At 60.7% G+C, this 17,744-nt stretch carries 16 protein-coding genes; 1 reads left to right on the top strand and 15 read right to left on the bottom strand.

Annotated elements, in window-relative coordinates:
* Window positions 1-77: 77 nt before the first annotated feature.
* The 15 genes from ACLGL5_RS13260 to hemN form a co-directional block, all read right to left on the bottom strand.
* Window positions 78-350 carry a DUF2274 domain-containing protein gene (locus ACLGL5_RS13260; RefSeq protein WP_027033457.1) on the bottom strand — a complete coding sequence of 91 codons (273 nt, stop codon included), beginning with the start codon at window positions 348-350 and terminating at the stop codon, window positions 78-80.
* Between the two features lie 12 nt (window positions 351-362).
* Entirely contained in the window at window positions 363-1,577 is a 1,215-nt protein-coding gene (locus tag ACLGL5_RS13255) for a TraB/TrbI/VirB10 family type IV secretion system protein (protein ID WP_069091257.1), read from the bottom strand.
* 10 nt (window positions 1,578-1,587) lie between these two features.
* The gene (gene trbG, locus ACLGL5_RS13250; protein WP_069091256.1) at window positions 1,588-2,616 is read right to left on the bottom strand and encodes a P-type conjugative transfer protein TrbG; all 1,029 of its coding nucleotides are present in this window, start codon (window positions 2,614-2,616) and stop codon (window positions 1,588-1,590) included.
* Complete coding sequence (gene trbF, locus ACLGL5_RS13245) at window positions 2,613-3,338, bottom strand: conjugal transfer protein TrbF (RefSeq protein ID WP_010914023.1); 726 nt, start codon at window positions 3,336-3,338, stop codon at window positions 2,613-2,615. Before trbF ends, trbG begins: the two co-directional genes overlap by 4 nt.
* Entirely contained in the window at window positions 3,339-4,661 is a 1,323-nt protein-coding gene (trbL, locus tag ACLGL5_RS13240; RefSeq protein WP_069091255.1) for a P-type conjugative transfer protein TrbL, read from the bottom strand. It abuts the gene before it with no gap.
* Window positions 4,662-4,692: 31 nt separating this feature from the next.
* A complete protein-coding gene (gene trbJ / locus ACLGL5_RS13235; RefSeq protein ID WP_069091254.1) occupies window positions 4,693-5,418 on the bottom strand; it encodes a P-type conjugative transfer protein TrbJ in 726 nt (241 codons plus the stop codon).
* Window positions 5,415-7,865: a conjugal transfer protein TrbE gene (gene trbE, locus ACLGL5_RS13230; protein ID WP_069091253.1), complete on the bottom strand. Its 2,451-nt coding sequence runs from the start codon at window positions 7,863-7,865 to the stop codon at window positions 5,415-5,417. Before trbE ends, trbJ begins: the two co-directional genes overlap by 4 nt.
* A complete protein-coding gene (locus ACLGL5_RS13225) occupies window positions 7,859-8,131 on the bottom strand; it encodes a VirB3 family type IV secretion system protein (RefSeq protein ID WP_069091252.1) in 273 nt (90 codons plus the stop codon). Before ACLGL5_RS13225 ends, trbE begins: the two co-directional genes overlap by 7 nt.
* Window positions 8,131-8,439 carry a TrbC/VirB2 family type IV secretion system protein gene (locus tag ACLGL5_RS13220; protein WP_010914020.1) on the bottom strand — a complete coding sequence of 103 codons (309 nt, stop codon included), beginning with the start codon at window positions 8,437-8,439 and terminating at the stop codon, window positions 8,131-8,133. Before ACLGL5_RS13220 ends, ACLGL5_RS13225 begins: the two co-directional genes overlap by 1 nt.
* An 11-nt stretch (window positions 8,440-8,450) precedes the next feature.
* Entirely contained in the window at window positions 8,451-9,419 is a 969-nt protein-coding gene (trbB, locus tag ACLGL5_RS13215; RefSeq protein ID WP_069091251.1) for a P-type conjugative transfer ATPase TrbB, read from the bottom strand.
* Complete coding sequence (locus ACLGL5_RS13210; protein WP_069091250.1) at window positions 9,416-9,829, bottom strand: CopG family transcriptional regulator; 414 nt, start codon at window positions 9,827-9,829, stop codon at window positions 9,416-9,418. The genes trbB and ACLGL5_RS13210 overlap by 4 nt, the downstream gene beginning before the upstream one ends.
* A gap of 118 nt (window positions 9,830-9,947) precedes the next feature.
* Complete coding sequence (locus ACLGL5_RS13205) at window positions 9,948-11,978, bottom strand: conjugal transfer protein TraG (RefSeq protein WP_006329207.1); 2,031 nt, start codon at window positions 11,976-11,978, stop codon at window positions 9,948-9,950.
* 664 nt (window positions 11,979-12,642) lie between these two features.
* The gene (locus ACLGL5_RS13200; protein ID WP_069091249.1) at window positions 12,643-13,032 is read right to left on the bottom strand and encodes a hypothetical protein; all 390 of its coding nucleotides are present in this window, start codon (window positions 13,030-13,032) and stop codon (window positions 12,643-12,645) included.
* Window positions 13,023-13,421 (bottom strand): hypothetical protein, encoded by a 399-nt coding sequence (locus tag ACLGL5_RS13195; protein WP_167434262.1) that lies wholly within the window; start codon window positions 13,419-13,421, stop codon window positions 13,023-13,025. Before ACLGL5_RS13195 ends, ACLGL5_RS13200 begins: the two co-directional genes overlap by 10 nt.
* Window positions 13,422-14,015: 594 nt before the next feature.
* A complete protein-coding gene (gene hemN, locus ACLGL5_RS13190) occupies window positions 14,016-15,341 on the bottom strand; it encodes an oxygen-independent coproporphyrinogen III oxidase (RefSeq protein ID WP_069091248.1) in 1,326 nt (441 codons plus the stop codon).
* A gap of 1,077 nt (window positions 15,342-16,418) precedes the next feature.
* Here hemN and ACLGL5_RS13185 point away from each other — a divergent pair.
* Entirely contained in the window at window positions 16,419-17,582 is a 1,164-nt protein-coding gene (locus tag ACLGL5_RS13185; RefSeq protein WP_069091247.1) for a porin, read from the top strand.
* Window positions 17,583-17,744 lie beyond the last annotated feature (162 nt).

The raw sequence follows: 17,744 nt of genomic DNA, 5'->3' as shown, positions 1-17,744 counted from the left end.
AGTCGATCGCGAACCTCCTCAAAATCGCCGAAACCAGCAGCTAACAATTCGATAGCGCATATGACGCCACTTTACGATTACTCGGAATCTGAACCTGACACGCGTCGCGATTTCTCTGACATGCCGGCGGCAGGCAAGCTTTCCTTTCTGGCCTTGGCAAACGCTCTGTCACCTTCCAGAAACCCTGCCAGCATGAAAGGTATGAGTTCCGCTACCGTTTCAGACTCGCCATAGGTCTGGCGGTAAAGCGCCGCATAGTCCTTGAGTGCTTGGTTCAGATCCGCGCTAACGGTGATGGTCATCTTCGAAGGTGTCCGGTCTGGAAGCTTTCCAAGTTTCAGATCTGCCATGATTACTCCTGTTCAAGTCGGGTATGGGCGCAGCACAAGATCCTTGTGTACAATCACGCGTAGGGGCCAACCGGGGCGGACGATAATGGTGGGTTGAATATTCAGGTTCTTTTCGGTGATGCGCTGGCCGGCTTGACTGATGTTTTGCTGAGTGGATTCCCGGATCGCCTTAACTAGGTCGCTTTCGTTTTCCCCAAAGCTCAACTCGGTACCAACGCCCAGTAGTGTCGCTAGAGCAACTCCCTTGATCAGCTGCCAGGTGTGAAAATCGACCTTGTCCTCAAGCCCGGCATAGCCGGCAGTATCCGTCGCTGGCAGATTGTCGATTTCGATCGAGGAACCGTCGGGCAGGATTATTCGCTGCCAGACCAGCAATGCGCGCCTCTGCCCAAAAGCCACGACGCTGTCATAAGTGCCGATGAGGCGTGAGCCTTGCGGAATGAGCACAATGCTGCCGGTGACTGTGTCGTGCACATTCTCGGTGACCTGCGCGACGACAAGGCCAGGCAAGTCGGAATTTATGCCGGTGACGAGACTGGCCGCAATCACGCTGCCGGCCATCAGTTGGTAGGGTGAGGCCGGCGTCTGCAGCGCGTGCTGATTGTAGATCCCGCTTGTGTTCCGCTGACTGATAAAATCGAGCTTGCGCTGTTGGTTGTTCTGGTCACCCTCGGCTGGGGCAACGGAAGCTGACGCGCGCGTCGCTCCGGATTGCGGAAGCGCCTCAGACGGCTGCTGCGCACTCGGCCCGCCGCCGGCGACATCTGTCTGTCTGGGTCGATTGTCGATCCGGAATAAGACTTGCGACTCGCGCGCCTCAATTGCTTGCTGGGCAAGGCGCTGCTCCTCGGCGGAGATATCCTGCCCTGGCGCGATGCCGAGCTGACGTTGGCGTTCAAGGATGGGGCGACCGAGGTCGCCGGGCAGTGGCGGTCCGAGCACAGGGGCCTTCGGCATGATCCCGGAATAGTCCTTGGGAAGCGCTTCTAGTCCCTCGGCGGGTGGCTTGCGCTCGGTGTTATAGCGGTCCTCTGCCTGGTGCTTGATACGCCATGCCGGTCCTTGAAGCGCCATCATCGTGACGCCCAGAATGGCACCGGATCCGACTGCAGCGATGGCGACGATCACACCGCGCCTGAATCGGACAGCGCGGCGGGGCGAGGCTCGCAATTGCAGCTGCTCGGGATCGAGTTTCGGCGGCGCATCGGATCGGGAAGTATCGGTCATGAGCGCTCCCTCACCTGCTGGGCCGCGCAAAGAGCGGAATCCGCCGCGGCGGTTGCCGGCCGTCAGTCCTGGTGATGCGCACCACCTGCTGCTGCTTGCTGCCTAGACGCAGTTCTGCAGCGCCAAAGAGGCGATCGACGATGTAGTAGTTGCCGCGCATGCGATAATTGACGAGCTGGCTGTCCCCATCGGCACCGACGATGAAGAGAGGAGGCGCTTCACCCTGATCAATGCGACGGGGGAATTCGATATAGACCTTGCTGCCATCGTCGAAAGCGCGCGTCGGCCTCCAGGGTGGTGTGTCGCCGGTGATTGAATACCGAAAGCGGATATTCTCGAGCGCCACATTCGACGCCACCGGCATGGCAGCCTCGGCTTGGGCGTTGCGCTGGCGTAGCGCGATGATCTGGTCCTCGCTATAGGTCCAGGAGATCGCCGCCATTGAGGTCTTCTCGGTGCTTTGAAGCTGCAAATGGTAGGTGCGTCGTTCCGTGGTGATCACCAGATTTGTGTTAAGTCCCGGCGCGAAGGGTTTTACCAGCACATGGGTGCGCTGATTGTCACCGGTGCCGCTGACGGTATCGCCGATCACCCAACGCACCGTGTCGCCGGCCGACACGGCTGTTAGCTTCTCGCCCGGCTGGAGTGCGATATCGGTAACGCGCTCCGGCGCGGCATAGAGCTGATAGAGTGCGCCATCGGCGAATGGATAGACCTGAACCGCATTCACGTACCCATACCTGGTGGGTTGCTGCGTCGCTGCTTTATTGGCATCGGAGACCCGTTCTTCAGGAGAGCGCTTGTCATCGGCCACCCTGCCCGGATCGGGCTGTAGCTGACCTGGCAACGGCAGCGGCTTTGGCACTTCGACTATCTTGACCGGCTTCTCCGGCGGCTTCTCGATTGCGGCTGGTTTGAAATCGGCAGCATCATAGGAAATCTCAGGCGGCGGTACCGGCTTCGACGCGCAGGCGGAGAGGACTGCTGTAGAGGCCGACAGGATCAGCACGGCACGGACCGACGACATTCTATTCTTCATTGGTGGACTCCTTTTGGGGAAACGGACGTCGGCGCAGCACTGTCGAGCTCGCGCGACCAGTCGATCGCATTGATGAAGACGCCGAGCGGGTTGTTGCGCAGTTGGTCAGTATTGCTTGGCGGGCGGATCACGATGGTGAGGATCGCGGTCCAGCGCGTCGTGCTGGCAAGGCTGCCGCGCTCAAAAACCTGCTCGGCCCATTTGACCTGGAACGAGCTGTCGGAAGCCCTGACCACGCTGGTCACTTGCACCGACACGCTGCGTGTGCCGATCTGGCCGAAAGGATCGTTCGCCTTGGCGTACTCGTTGAGAAAGAGCGCCGCGCGGTCGGTGGCGAAGTCATAGGCCGAAAGCCAGTTCTGCCGCACCAGCACCGGATCGGTGGAAACGGAACGGACATTCTGAATGAAGCGGCCGAGATGCCACGCGATCTGGGCATCGGAGGGCTCGTAGTCCCGGATTGCCGGCGCAACGGCGCGTGCCTCGCCGAAGCCGTCGACCTCGACGACGTAAGGCACGACGCGGCTCTGCATCGACTGCCACACGAGTCCGCCGGAAAGTCCGGCCGCCAAGGTCAGACAGCCAAGAGCCATGAACCGCCAGTTGCGGGCCTGCACTCGAGATGAGCCTATGCGCTCGTCCCAGAGCTGCGCGGCCTTCTGATACGGCGTGACCGGCTCGGGCGTCTTGCCGTAACGTTGAATGGGTCGCTTGAATAGCATTTAGTCGTCCTTGTCGTTGAGAGAGGGATTGGCGCTGCCTCCCGGCCTGTCGCCTTCACGGACGGCCTGCATGGCGGTGTGACGGTGGGCACGGGCTGTCTGTTCGGAACGCAGGCGCCTGGCCCAGCCGGGCGCGGCATCAGCGACCGGACCAGTAGGGCTTCCGGTCATGGATGCGGTCGGCGCACCACCGGTCGCGGTCCAGGCAGCTTCGCGCCCGGCATCAACGCTGCGCCCGAAGCCTCCTGCGGCAGATCGTGCCGCCCGCATTGCGGCGCCGCCGGCGGCGCTGGTCACACCATGCATTCCAGCAGCTACACCGGACAGGCCGGACTCGGGCGATGTTGCGCGCCCCATCTGCCAGGCCGTGAAAGCCGCCGACCCCATGGTCGTGCCGGCACGGAGTGCGGCGAGACCGCTGCCGGTTGCCGTGCGCGCGCCGGCAAATGCTGCGCCTGCGGCAACGAGCGATGCACCGGCTGCGGCTGCCGTGGTTCCAAGTGCGGCGCCCGCGCCAAGCTGCGGCGCGCCCGAGACAAGACCGGAGGCTATCCCAGGTCCGAAAATGCCGAGACCAAGGAGCGCCAAGGCGCCCAGGACCTGTGACATGGCGGCGGCCAGATCCGGCTCCTTGCCTTGCAGCGCGGAAGCGAACTCGCCAAAGAGCGTGGAGCCGATGCCGATAATGACGGCCAACACCATCACCTTGATGCCCGACGAGATGACATTGCCGAGCACGCGCTCGGCGAGAAACGCTGACCGGTTCCAAAGCGCGAAGGGCACAAGAATGAATCCGGCCAGAGTGGTGAGTTTGAATTCGAGGATGGTGATGAAGAGTTGGATGGAGAGGATGAAGAAGGCGATGATGACCAGGAACCAGGCCACGAGCAGCACGAAGATGGTGAGCGCGTTGCCGAAGATTTCTGGGAAGCCGAGAAGCTGGCTTGCCTGATCGAGAAGCGGCCAGGCGCCCTCGAAACCGGTTGCGGCAATGCGGCCCGGATGCAGGAGATTGTCGGCAGATAGGTTGCCGGATGACGCATTGATGCCGAGACCGGCAAAAGACCGATAAATGATGTCGGCGAGGTTCTTGAAGTTATTCAAGATGAAGGCAAAGACGCCGACATAGAGCACTTTGCGGATGAGCCGGCCGAATATGTTGGGTTCGCCGCCGAATGCCCAGGCGAGGCCGGCAAGTGTGACGTCGATGCCGATCAGGGTCGTGGTAAGGAAGGCGACATCGCCCGAGAGCAGACCGAACCCGCTATCGATGTAGCGGATGAAGGTCTCCATGAAGCGATCAATGACCCCAAGGTCGTTCATGCCGCCTTCCTCGTCGTCAAGAGATTGGTGATCAGTTGCCGGGATAGGCCCTGCCTGTGCCGAGGAAGCGCTTTGTCGTCTCGCGCGCGGCCTCCTCGGACTGCGCCTTGCGCGCCGCATCCTCGGCCTCAGCGCGGAACTGCGTTGCGAGCAGCGTCTGGATCTGCATCTGCTGCTTGGTCGAAAGCGCAAGGAGCTGGTTAGTGGCCTGACTTGCCTGAAGCGCACCGGCCGCGCCTTGGCTGCGGTTGACGAGATCGGCAAGCAGGTCGCCATCACCTCGAACATTCTCGACGATCTGCGACTGAACACCCAGGGTCTGACGGAATGCCTGCATTGCGCTTTGCCAGCGGTCACGTGCGGCGCTCGCCACATCGCTGACCTTGATCGTGGCGTCGTAGCTTTCCGGATATTGATTACGCCACTGGTCCTGAAGCTTGTTGAGATCAAAGCTCAGGCCACTTGCCTGGTCCATCAGACCGTCGATCCGTTGGAGCGAGCCGGTAAGCTGACCCACGGAAGAAAAATCCAGACTCTGAAGATTGCGTGCCATGTTCTGCAGCACGGTCGCCTGGTTCTGGAGCGACTGGATCTGGTTGTTGATCTGCTCCAGCGAGCGCGCCGCCGTGAGCACGTTCTGTGCGTAGTTCGACGGATCGAACACGATGAGCGCGTAGGCCGGCTGCACGTAGTCGGCCATCGGCTTGGCGATCAACGAAAGGGTGATCAGGCCCGAGAGAAAGCGGCGCCGCATCATGACGATTGCTCCTTGGTTGGTTGAGGGAATTGCTGGAGAAGCTCGGCCGCCCAATCCAGGCTGCGGGCGCCGAGGAAGCGAAAGACAAAGCTGTCCTGCCCGTGCTTGGACAGGACCCTGTCGATCAGGCTTTGCGCGGCTGGACCCGAGGCGCCGCAAAGTGCAAGCGCGATGGGGCCGAGCCCGAGCTCGAAGAGACGGTTGCCGCAGCGCGACTGCAAATAGTAGTGCCGCTTCGGCGTGGCCCGGGCGATCAGTTCAATCTGCCGGTCGTTGAGACCGAAGCGCTCATAGGCAGTCCGTGCCTGCGGTTCCACGGCACGATCATTGGGAAGAAAAATGCGCTGTGGGCAGCTCTCGATGATCGCCGGCGCTATTGCAGAGCCGGCGATGTCGGCAAGCGACTGCGTGGCGAAGATCACCGATACGTTCTTCTTTCGCAGCACCTTCAGCCATTCGCGGATGCGGGCAGCAAAAAGCGGATTGTCGAGATAGACCCAGGCCTCATCGAGCATGAGCAGCGTCGGTCGCCCGTCGAACCGCTCCTCAAGGCGATGGAAGAGATAGGTGAGCACAGGCAGCACAGCGCTTTGGCTATGCATCAGCTCCTCGGTCTCGAAGCACTGCACATCCGACAAGGCCAGCCGATCGTCGTCGGCATCGAGCAATCGGCCGAAGGGACCGTCGAGCGTGTAGGGCATTAAGGCGGACTTCAGTGCATTGGACTGAAGCAGGACCGACAGACCGGTCAGCGTGCGCTCCTGCGCCGGCGCGGTGGCGAGGCTGTTGAGCGCCGACCAGATCGCCTCCTTCACCTCCGGCGTGAGGGTGACGTTCTCATGGGCAATCAGGCCGGCGATCCATTCAGCTGCCCAGCTGCGCCTACCCTGATTACCGATATTGCGCAGTGGCTGGAAGGCAAGCGCACCGTCCGAACCCAAGACATGATGCTCTCCACCCATGGCGAGCGTTGCCGCGCGCGCCGAATTGCCTTTGTCGAAGACATAGACCTGCGCGCCGGCATAGCGACGAAACTGCAGGGCGATCAGGGCAAGCAGCACCGATTTTCCGGCGCCGGTCGGTCCAACGATCAGCATGTGGCCGACATCTTCGACATGGGAAGAAAGCCGGAACGGACTCGACCCGCTGGTTTCGGCGATGAGGAGCGGCGGGGCCTCTCGTCCAGTGACTTCAGCCAGATGCTCGTTCGCCGCAGGACCGGCCCACACCGAGGAAAGCGGCATGAGATGGGCAAGGTTCAGCGTGTGAACGAGCGGCTGACGAACGTTGGCATAGACATGACCCGGCAGCGAGCCGAGCCAGGCTTCGACCGCATTGACGCTTTCGCGGATGGTGGTGAACCCGAGCCCATTGATGATGCGCTCGACCGCGCGAAGTTTCTCAGCGGCGGCTTGGCGATCCTCGTCCCATACCGTCACCGTTGCAGTGAGATACCCGAAGCCGACATGATCGCCGCCCAACGCCTGAAGTGCTTCATCGGCGTCGAGCGCCTTATTGTCGGCGTCGCTGTCGACGAGCGGAACGGGTTCGTTGCTTACAACCTCGCGCAGGATTGCGACGATCGATTTGCGCTTGGCAAACCACTGCCGGCGCAAGCGGGTCAGCGTCTTGGTGGCCTCGGTCTTGCCGAGCGGAATGAAGCGCGTCATCCAGCGATAGGCGAAATCCTGATGATTGAGGGCATCGAGGATTCCGGGCCGGGTGAGGTTCGGAAAGCCGAGGATGGTAAGTGTGCGAAGATGTTGCTCACCCAGCATCGGCTCCAAGCCGCCGGTAAGCGGCACATCGACCAGGATGCCGTCCAGATACATTGGCGTTTCCGGCACGGCGACCGGATGGCGGCGGGTCGAGATCGTGTCGTGCAGGTATGTCAGCGTCTCGGCGTCATCGAGCGGACGCACTTCGGGCATGAAGCCCGACAGAAGATCCAGCACACGGTCGGTCTCGTCACGGAACCGCGCCATCTCCTGGCGCCAGTCTCTTTCGCCTTCTGAATGATGCGAGTCGACGAGCGCGCTTTCCGCCCGCGCCTGGGCGTCCGGTGGCGGCATGGACAGCAAGGTCAGGTGATAGCGGCTCTCGAAATGCGCGACCTTGCCTTCGAAGGCAGCACGCCGTTCTTCATCAACCAGCCATGACGCCGCGTCCGGGAAACGCGAGGACGGATAGCCCAGCGCTTCGATGCGCTCCGCCTCGAAAAACAATGTCCAGCCGGAGCCAAGGCGTCTAAGCGCATTGTTGGCCCGGGCGCAGATGCCGATGAGTTCGGCTTCGGTCGAGCTTTCCAGATCGGGCCCGCGAAACCGAAGAGTCCGCTGAACGCTGCCGTCCTTGTTGAGCACGATGCCGGGCCCCACCAGTGCTGCCCAGGGCAGATGGTCGGCAAGCCGGTCGGCCTTGCCGCGATATTCCGAAAGGTTCAGCATGCGAGCCATCCCCTCAGGCGAAGGTGACGGACAAGCACGCTGGCAAAGTCGGGATCGCGCCTTGCGGCAAAGACCGCGAGCGTGTGGCCGCTAAGCCAGAGCACTAGCCCGGCAATCCATTGCTGCAAGCCTAGTCCGATGGCCGCAGCCACCGTGCCGTTGAGGATCGCCACCGCCCGCGGCGCGCCGCCAAGCAGGATCGGTTCAGTCAATGCCCGGTGAACGGGAACCTCGAAGCCCTCGATATGTTGCACTCCGGCGGCCATCAGACGAGCGCCCCGCCGCCGAAGGAGAAGAACGAGAGGAAGAAGCTCGATGCGGCGAAGGCGATCGACAGGCCGAAGACGATCTGAATCAGCCGGCGGAAACCGCCTGCAGTATCGCCGAAGGCAAGGGTCAGGCCGGTGGTGATGATGATGATCACCGCGACGATTTTGGCGACCGGTCCCTGCACCGATTCCAGGATCTGCTGCAGCGGCTGTTCCCAAGGCATGCCGGAGCCGGCAGCGTGCGCCGGAACTGTGAGAAGAAACGCGAGCGCGGCAAACGATAGAAAGCGGAGCTTCTTGCGCATAAGGGGGCCTTTCAGAGTTGCTGGAGTTGCGGAGGCGTGAGTGGGGTGACGGCGTAGTCGCCGCTGCCGTCGAGACCTGTGACCTCAGCGATTGCATCGATGCGGCGCGACGAGCCGCGCCCCGCGATGAAGACGATGAGATCGATGGCATCGGCGATGAGGCGGCGCGGCACGGTGACGACAGCTTCCTGTGCAAGCTGCTCGATGCGATAGAGGGCAGAGCGCGCCGAATTGGCATGAACCGTGGCGATGCCGCCGGGGTGCCCGGTGTTCCATGCCTTGAGCATGTCCAGCGCTTCCGCGCCCCTGACTTCACCGACGATGATGCGGTCGGGGCGGAGCCGGAGCGTCGAGCGCACGAGATCGGCGAGTGTGACCGAGCCCCGCCTGGTTCTCAGGGCAACGCAGTCCTTTGCTGCGCATTGCAGTTCGCGGGTGTCCTCGATGAGGATCACTCGCTCGTCGCATTCGGCGACTTCGGCCAGCAGCGCATTGGCAAGCGTCGTCTTACCCGACGACGTGCCTCCGGCGACAAGGATGTTGCGCCGTTCTCGGACTGCCTTTATCAACGCATCGGCCTGCAGCGGCAACATGATGCGATCGGCAACATAGTTGGCCAGCGTGTAGAGCTTTGCGGCTGGTTTGCGGATGGCAAAGCAAGGCGCCAGCACGACAGGCGGCAGCAGTCCCTCGAAGCGTTCGCCCGACGGCAATTCGGCGCTGACAATCGGATTGTCCGCATGCGCCTCGGCACGCACGTGGGAAGCGACCAGGCGGATGATGCGTTCCGCCTCGGAAGGATGCATATGCACGGCCGTATCGATTCGGCCTTCTCCCAGCCGGTCGAGCCGCAGCGCGCCATCGGGATTGACCATCACCTCGATGACCAATGGATCGGCCAGCGCCTCAGTGATCGTCGGACCCATGGCGGTGCGCAGCATGGCGCGGCGTCGGTGGTCGGCCTCTGGATGAGCGCTCATCCTTCCCCTCCTCCGCCATTGTCTTTGCCAAGCGAGCGTTTCCCCGATGCGATCTGGCGACCGACCTGCTCGACGAATTTGTCGAAACGCTCCTGGGCAATCGCCTGCGTCGCCTTGTCCGGAACAGGCGTGTGGGCATGAAGCGTGATCGAAAAGCGGATGAAGAGCGCCAAGCTTTCCAATGTCATGTCGACATCGCGCCTGACGTGACTGAGCTCGCGGGAAAGACGGTCCAGCCTCATGCCATAGCGCCGATCGAGTTCATTCTCGCCACGCCGCTCGATGAAAGCTTCTACGGCCTTCGCGACGACCGCGGATTTTGTGGTCGAGGGATCGCGGCTGAGGTTGTCCAGCTTCTCGCTCAATTCCGGTTCGAGCAGAAACTGGTGACGAATGCGGTGGGGCTTCATGCGCTTGTTCCAACTGGCCGGCGCTGGCGGGCCGGCGGCGGAACAAGCATTATCGAGATGCCCAAAATTGCTTACGGCCGTTATCTACGCTGAGATACGCTCGAGCTGCGGAAAGCGTTCAGAAGCCGGGGACGATATCCTTATCATCGCCCCTTCCCTCGTTGATGCCATAGGCACCTGCGACGGTGGAGATCCGGTCCATGACGCGCTTGTCCGCCATCGCCTCGCTATCATCGTCTGCGGGTCTGGACAGATCGTCCTGGTCCGGTTCCTGGGTGACGGCGGTATGTTCTTCGGGTAGGCCAGGATGGCGCTGCTGCTGAACACCTCCCTCGTCCGCAAGCGCGGCGCCAGCGCTTTCATCGTCGGACGCAAGACGACGGTCGACGCCGCGTACTTGCCCAGTCCAATCGTCCGGCCGCGACATCGGGCAGTCCGCGTAGGGTCCGTCGCGCAACACCGGCGAAGGCAGCACCCGCTCGGTGAAATTGTGATCCTCATAGTATCGCAGCTTTTTGGCCCGGATGGGGGGCAATCCCGAAACCAGCACCAGTTCGTCCGCGGGCGGCAATTGCATCACCTCGCCCGGTGTCAGCAGCGGGCGGGCGGTTTCCTGGCGGCTCACCATGACATGCGAGAGCCAAGGTGCCAGCCGGTGGCCCGCATAGTTGCGCATGGATCTGAGTTCCGTGGCCGTGCCAAGCGCGTCCGAGATTCGCTTGGCCGTGCGCTCATCATTGGAGGAAAAGGCAATTCGCAAATGGCAGTTGTCCAGAATGGCGTTGTTGTCGCCATACGCTTTGGAGATCTGGTTCAACGATTGCGCGATCAAGTAGGCACGAATTCCGTAACCGGCCATAAACGCGAGCGCGGTCTCAAAGAAGTCGAGGCGACCGAGCGCCGGAAACTCATCCAGCATCATGAGCAGTTGATGCTTGCGGCTCTTCTTTGGGTCACCCTCGAGGCGCTCCGTCAGCCGCCTGCCGATCTGGTTCAGGATCAGTCGCACCAAGGGCTTGGTGCGCGAGATGTCCGATGGCGGCACGACCAGATAGAGCGACATCGGCCACTCCGCATCCATCAGATCGGCAATGCGCCAGTCGCAGTCCGATGTTACCGCCGCCACGGTCGGATCACGGTAGAGGCCGAGAAAAGACATGGCGGTCGAGAGGACGCCTGAACGTTCGTTCTCCGATTTGTTCAACACCTCTCGTGCCGCCGAGGCCACGACGGGATGGACCTGAGGCTTATTGGCCGCGCCGAGATGGTTGGTCGTCATCATTCGCCGCAAAGTCGCGGCAAACGAGCGTTGCGGGTCCGACAGAAAGGTGGCGACGCGGGCAAGAGTCTTTTCCTCTTCGGCGTAGAGCACGTGCAAGATAGCGCCGACCAGGAGTGAATGACTGGTCTTCTCCCAATGATTCCGCCGCTCCAGCGCGCCTTCCGGATCGACGAGAATGTCGGCGATGTTTTGGACATCGCGAATCTCGTCCGAACCTTTGCGTACCTCCAGCAGCGGGTTGTAGCGGGCCGATCGCGGATCAGTCGGATTGAATAAAAGGCAATGCGAGAACCTCGACCGCCAGCCGGAGCTCAGCTGCCAGTTCTCGCCTTTGATGTCGTGAATGACGGCCGAGCCGGACCAGGAGAGAAGGGTTGGGACAACCAGTCCGACGCCCTTGCCGGAACGTGTCGGCGCAAAGGCCATGACGTGCTCAGGCCCGTCATGACGCAGATACCGGTCCTTCAGTTTGCCGAGGAAGACGCCTGCCGGCTGAAACAGCCCTGCTTTCTCGATCTCCCGCGTCGCCGCCCATCGAGAGGAGCCATAGGTGGTGACCAAGCCGCGCTGGCGCGCGCGCCAGAGGGAACCAGCGATCGCAGCGGCACAGCCCATGAATCCACTGGTGCCCGCAAGCATGCCCGCCTTGTCGAATACCTCGGGCGCATAGGCATCGAATTGGAACCACCATTCCAACAGTTTCCACGGCTCGTAGATCGGCCAGCCAGCCGCGACAAACCATGGCGCGCCGAGTTGTTCCTGAAAGGCTAGCATATGAGCGCACCATTGCGTGGCAGCCCACACGCCGAGGAGAACGATGGCGAACACAATGGCGATCTGCCCAATCAGAAGCTTCGTGGGCGTCACTGGCTTGCTCCGCTGTTCTGGAGAGATGGATCGAGCATCGCCCGGGACGGCCGGAACAGGAATGCGCCCTATGTACGACTTGGTGCGATGAGAGGCTGTTTGGCGCGCCGTCGCTCTCCTTCGAGGTGTATCAATATTCGCGCATTCCCGAGGACTGCTAAGTCGGAGGGGACTCATATCGGTCGTGCCTATCGTGAGCACGTGGTCGGGGAGCGGCGGTGGCGTGCGGGCAAGCCGCTGAGGAAATTCTGAACATCGAGTCCGGTCTGAGGTACAACAAGCCTATCGAGATCGGATCGCGAGGTAGCCCTGCCCGCCATGGGAATTCCTCAGGCGAGTACCGACATATTGGGCGCTGCCTTATAAGTGGAAGGGGCCTTCCCGTTGCCTCTATCGCAGATAAGTTACCTTCCGGCCTTCGCGCTGGGTTTCCCAGCTGGACTGCGTTTCAGTCTCAATTCGCTGTGCTTCTTGTGAGCAAGACACCATTTCTCGGACGGTGAATTGACGACATTCATTGTCCGACAAGCCCTCGCCGGCGATCTGTTGGGCAGAGGCGGCTATCACCCCGGCCGTGGCACATCCGCGCGCTGCAGAACCTCGATGAGCCGCCGGATCAAACGCCCAGGCGGATGCAAAGATCCACAGATGCGTTCCGCCAGCGCTAGTTGCCAAGCATATGACCGGCATTTCGCAACGCGCCTAGGAAGAGGCCGGCATAGTGAGTGACATCGATTTTGGCCTGCATTGACACCGGCATGCTGGTCCAATTCTCCAACGGTGCAATGATGCGGGAGAAGGTACCGTCGACGACGCAGTAGCGGCTAATAAGGCCTTGTCTGTCCAACGCCAGCACACCAATCTGCCCGCCTCGATATCGGATGGCTGCGAGCCGTTGGACCTCGGCGTCATCATCGATCCGCACATCGAAAAGTAGGTTTCCGCGGCTCCTCGCGGCTATCTCCGCCGCTTTATCATTGAAGCTCAAGCAGAGTGAGCGGACGCTTTCCACTGCCATCTGGAAAACCAACAAATCCAGTTCATTCACGGCCATGTGGGCAGTTGAGCCAATAAATGGATGATTGCAATGTCGCACACGGCTTGTTCACAGGTGTCGGCGACTGATCGTTCGTGGCTTTCTGTCCGCTGCCGGCGATGGAATATTTGAAGGACGGCGGGTCCCGTATTTCCTGTCGCGTTGGCAACCGCGGCGGCCACCTGCCGGGCGGCAGCGGCAGAGATAATGTCATAGACAGATGGAAGCGTGGGCTTTCTGCCCTTCAATAGTTCCCTGACCCTACAGATTTGCACGCGCGGCCGCAGCTTGCCGCCCGCCTCAACGGATTCGGCTTCTCTGGCAGCACGTTCCATTGCTGCGGTCGCCTTGTTGAGCGTCACCAGAACGCCAAGCTTCGTGGCTGGCAAGATCGCCAACTCGCTCAAGCTCACGACCTCTATTCGATGGACGGGCACGGCTGTGCATCGCCGCGGCAGGGGACAACATCGTCGTGACCGACCCTCAAGCCCTATATCGTGTCGGCGGGATCGTTCACCAGGAACGGCGAGATCGCCGTGGAGGGCAAGCCCTTCCACATCGTGGCCGTCGGCGGGAGCGGCAAGATCAACGATCAAGCAGCTGAGAAAGATCACGCATATAGCCACGATCCCGCGGTCCAGCCGATCTACATTTGAGGACGACCAGATCAAGCAGCGCGCCCTGTCGAATTTGGGTCCGGGATTGGCAGTTGGTCTATCCCTTCCTGACGATGGAACGCTCGATCCAGTCATGGCTTATAAGGCGGAGAGCGGCGACCAGAGCGCAGATGAGTACGCGCCTACTACGAGATCGGCTATCGCACCAATTCGAGCGGATCACGATCGATGGCGACACCGTGGCTTTCTTCGAGGGCGGGAAGCCGCTTGAGGCCTGCTAGGCCGGCGACGGCTGTGAAATCCTGACCTCGAAGAAAGGAAACCGCATGGGCGTCAAATTTCGCTTCGGCGTCGCCTTGGCCTCCTCACACTTGGTTGGCTGACTCAGCGGGCAACCCGGTCGAGAAAAGCGTCGAATGCGGCAGCGACAACGCGCATCGCAAAGCGATGCTGCCGCCGTACGCGGACAAAACCCTTTTCGATGTCCACAATCCCGTCCTTGGCAAGCATCGCCAAGCGTTCAGCTGAATCGAGAAAATGGATCGGATCAGATCCGTGGGCGGCACAGATTGCCGGCACATCGGCCTCGAGATCGCACATTAGTCGCTCGATGATTGCGGCTCGCGCGCGGTCTTCGTCGGTGAGACGGTAGCCCTTTGACGTCGCCAGACGGCCAGCTGCGATGTGCCGGCAGTAGGAATCCCGTGTAACCTCGTTCTGGACGTAGCCCTCGCCGACACGCCCGATAGCCGACGCGCCGAAACCGATCAGGGTTTTGCAGGTGTCGGCCGAGTAGCCCAGCGAGTTGCGCCGCAGGCGACCGGTTTTCTGTGCCAGCGCGAGATCGTCGTCCGGCAAGGCGAAATGGTCGAGCCCGATCTCTCGGTAGCCGGCGGCAATCAGCGTCACGGCAATGGCCGCATCCTGTTCGGCGCGGGCAGCGCTGCCCGGAAGCGATGCCTCCTCGATGAGGCGCTGATTCTTAATAAAGGACGGAATGTGCGAGTAGCCGAACACCGCAAGCCGGTTGGGGCGCATGGCGACCGCCGCCCTCGTGGTCTCGACGCAAGACTGCACCGTTTGATGCGGGAGACCAAAGATGAGGTCGAAGTTGATGCTTGTCACTCCATGCCGACGCAGCATTTCGACGGCAGCCGCCGTCTGCGCCTCACTCTGGACCCGGTTGATCGCTTTTTGAACAATGGGATCGAAGCTCTGCACGCCGAGGCTCGCGCGGTTCACGCCGGCTGCTTGCAAGGCTTCGGCCATATCGGCCGTGAACGTGCGTGGATCGATCTCGACGGCGATCGTAGCTGTTTCCGCAAGCGCAAAGTGGCGGCGCAGGAATTCCGTCAGGGCGAGGAACTCAACTGGCCCCATGAGAGTTGGCGTTCCGCCGCCGAAATGCACATCGCTCACGGGCAGCGCCTGCGGCGCGTGCTCCGAGACCAAACGTATCTCGTCACGCAGCGCCGCCAGATAATTAACGATCGGCGCATCATAGCGGGTGATGGTGGTGGGGAAGCCGCAATACCAGCACTTTGATCGGCAGAACGGAACGTGCAAGTAGAGTGACGCCGGATCGTTAGCCGGTAGGTTCCTGAGCCATTCCTCATAAGCGTCGGCGCCGACCGCCCCAGAGAACTCCGCGACAGTCGGATAGATGGTGTACCAAGGCAGGCGGGCTTCGCGATGTTTTGTGGTCTGCAACAGTTACCGTCCCATGTTGTTGCCTTCCATCCTGACCACTGCGCTCTCCTGTGTCTTTGCGCTATATCAGTCCGGTCCGCTTTGGGCCCGATTATTTCGCAGCGATAGCCCCATTCAGCCTTGGCTGGACAGCGATGGTATGAGCACGCGCTGGTCAGGGACAAGCGCCATGGGTTTCCCGTCAAGACTTTCCCGCACACCGTTTGGTTTTACTATCCTATCCTATCCTATCCCCTCCCTTCAGCGTCCGATGGAACGCAGCATGCCACATCCGACCAGTCGATTCGGCGTTGGGACCAGACTTTTGCTCGCCGGCTGGTGCGTAAGACGGCGTCACGTAGCGATACCTGGCATCTCGATGAGTTCGTCGTATTAATTGCCGGCACGAGGCCTTGGCCGTGGCGCACCGTCTGTCAGAGGGGGAATTGTGCTTGAGGAGACCGTCCAGGTCCGCCCCTGCCAAGGCTGCAAGCCCGATGAACCAATTTAGAAAGTAGCGCTACGCCAGGCGCATGATCACCGACAAATCGCGCTCCTGTGGCCCGGCAAAGCGCCGGAGTGAAGCGCAACTCAAGCATCGCTCGCAACTGACAATCGAGCGAATTCGCTATCGCCATTGAACGATACTGTCGCGAAGCGAACAGACGAACCATGTCCGAAACATTTGCGTTTCGTGCTCAGCTTGACCCTCAGAGCAAAAAAGGAAACGCAAACCAAGGTCCGACGGCAAACTTGAGTGTCAATCGTAGCTTGGTCGTGAAATTGGCACGTCATTTGCGGGGTGATTTTCGAAGCCGTTGTGACGGTACGCCCGCAGCTATCGGAGATAATCATGGCGATCGACTCGGAAGTGTTTGATTCCTCCCCGGGCATTTCAAGCAGGTGATATGAGAACAACAACTTATCGTGTTAAAGTATGATTCAGCTTCATCGCCCCTGTTGTTGAATAATTATTATGATCCGTGTGTCACACTGCGATAGGCGCAGCGCGATGTGCATCGTTTTCGATTGTGGGGACAGGAAGGGCTGGCTCGTTCGTTGACGTCCCGTTCTTCAATATTTGAACGGAGATCAAGAATGAACATCAGGAGCCTCCTGCTCGGCTCAGCTGCGGCCCTGATCGCCGTTTCCTGTGCCCGAGCCGCCGACGCCATCGTCCTGGCCGAGCCTGAGCCCGTTGAATACGTCAAGATCTGCGACGTTTACGGCGCTGGTTACTACTACATCCCCGGCACCGAGACCTGCCTGCGCATCGGCGGCTATATCCGTTACGACATCGGCCTCGGCGATGTCGTATCGTATGACAAAGCTAGAACCACGGATGTGAAGACTGGCGAGGCCCAGGGCATATGGCAAAACCACACGCGTTTCACATTCAAAACTTGGACCGGGCAAGAGACCGAACTCGGTACATTGCAGACCTACATCGAGACCCGGATGAACTACGGCAAGCACACCGCCTATTCCGGTTCGGACAGTCCTCGATACTATGCCTTCAGCCAAGGCATCACGTTGACTTTCGCCTGGGTTCAGCTTGGTGGCCTCCGAGTTGGCAAGGACTGGTCCGCCTTCGACATGTTTATTGGCTACGCGGGCGACGTGCTCAATCAGATGCTTATCCCGTACGGCGCCTTCGATACTAATGTGGTTCAGTACTACTTTGACGCCGGTAACGGCTTTTCGGCTGTGGTTTCACTCGAAGAAGGCTCGGGCCTGGTCGGCACCATCGACAGCTACGTTCCGCACCTAGTCGGCGGAGTGAAATACACACAACACTGGGGCGCGATCACCGGCGTTGTCGCTTATGATAGCAACTACGAATCGGTCGCCGGCAAGGTCCGCATCGACGTCGATGTTACCGACCAACTCTCGCTATTCGGAATGTTCGGCTATGGCTCCAGCGACAAGCTCAACGATGACGTCACTAACGCAATCGACGCTCATGGTCGCGGGTTCTACAAAAGTTGGGGCGGTAACTGGGCTTTCTGGGCCGGCGCCACTTACAAGCTCAATGAGACAACTTCGTTGAATCTTCAGCTCTCGGGTGATCAGCTCAGGAACTATGGAGTCGCTGCAAACGTTGCCTATGCGTTTCTTGCAGATTTCACAATTACAGCCGAACTCGACTATGACCGCTACGGCGACTTCGCCGTCGGCAAGGTCGACCCTTCCATTAGCTGGGCTAATGCCAACAAAAAGAGCAGTGTCGGCGGCATCCTCCGTTTCGAACGTTCATTCTAACGGGAGGAAGAGCTTCATCTCGGTGGCCTCAGGCGGGGAATGACGATTATGGGGGGACCTGCCACGCCTGCGGCAGATAAGCCCTGACACGTTTGCAATCGGATACAGCTGCGATTAGGGCGCGGCCGATGCCCCGCTTGCCGGGATGTGACAGCTGGTAAA

The sequence above is a fragment of the Mesorhizobium sp. U510 genome (genome assembly GCF_059180695.1).
The sequence above is the reverse complement of the archived record's forward strand: the minus strand, read 5'-3'. Positions and strand labels throughout refer to the sequence as shown.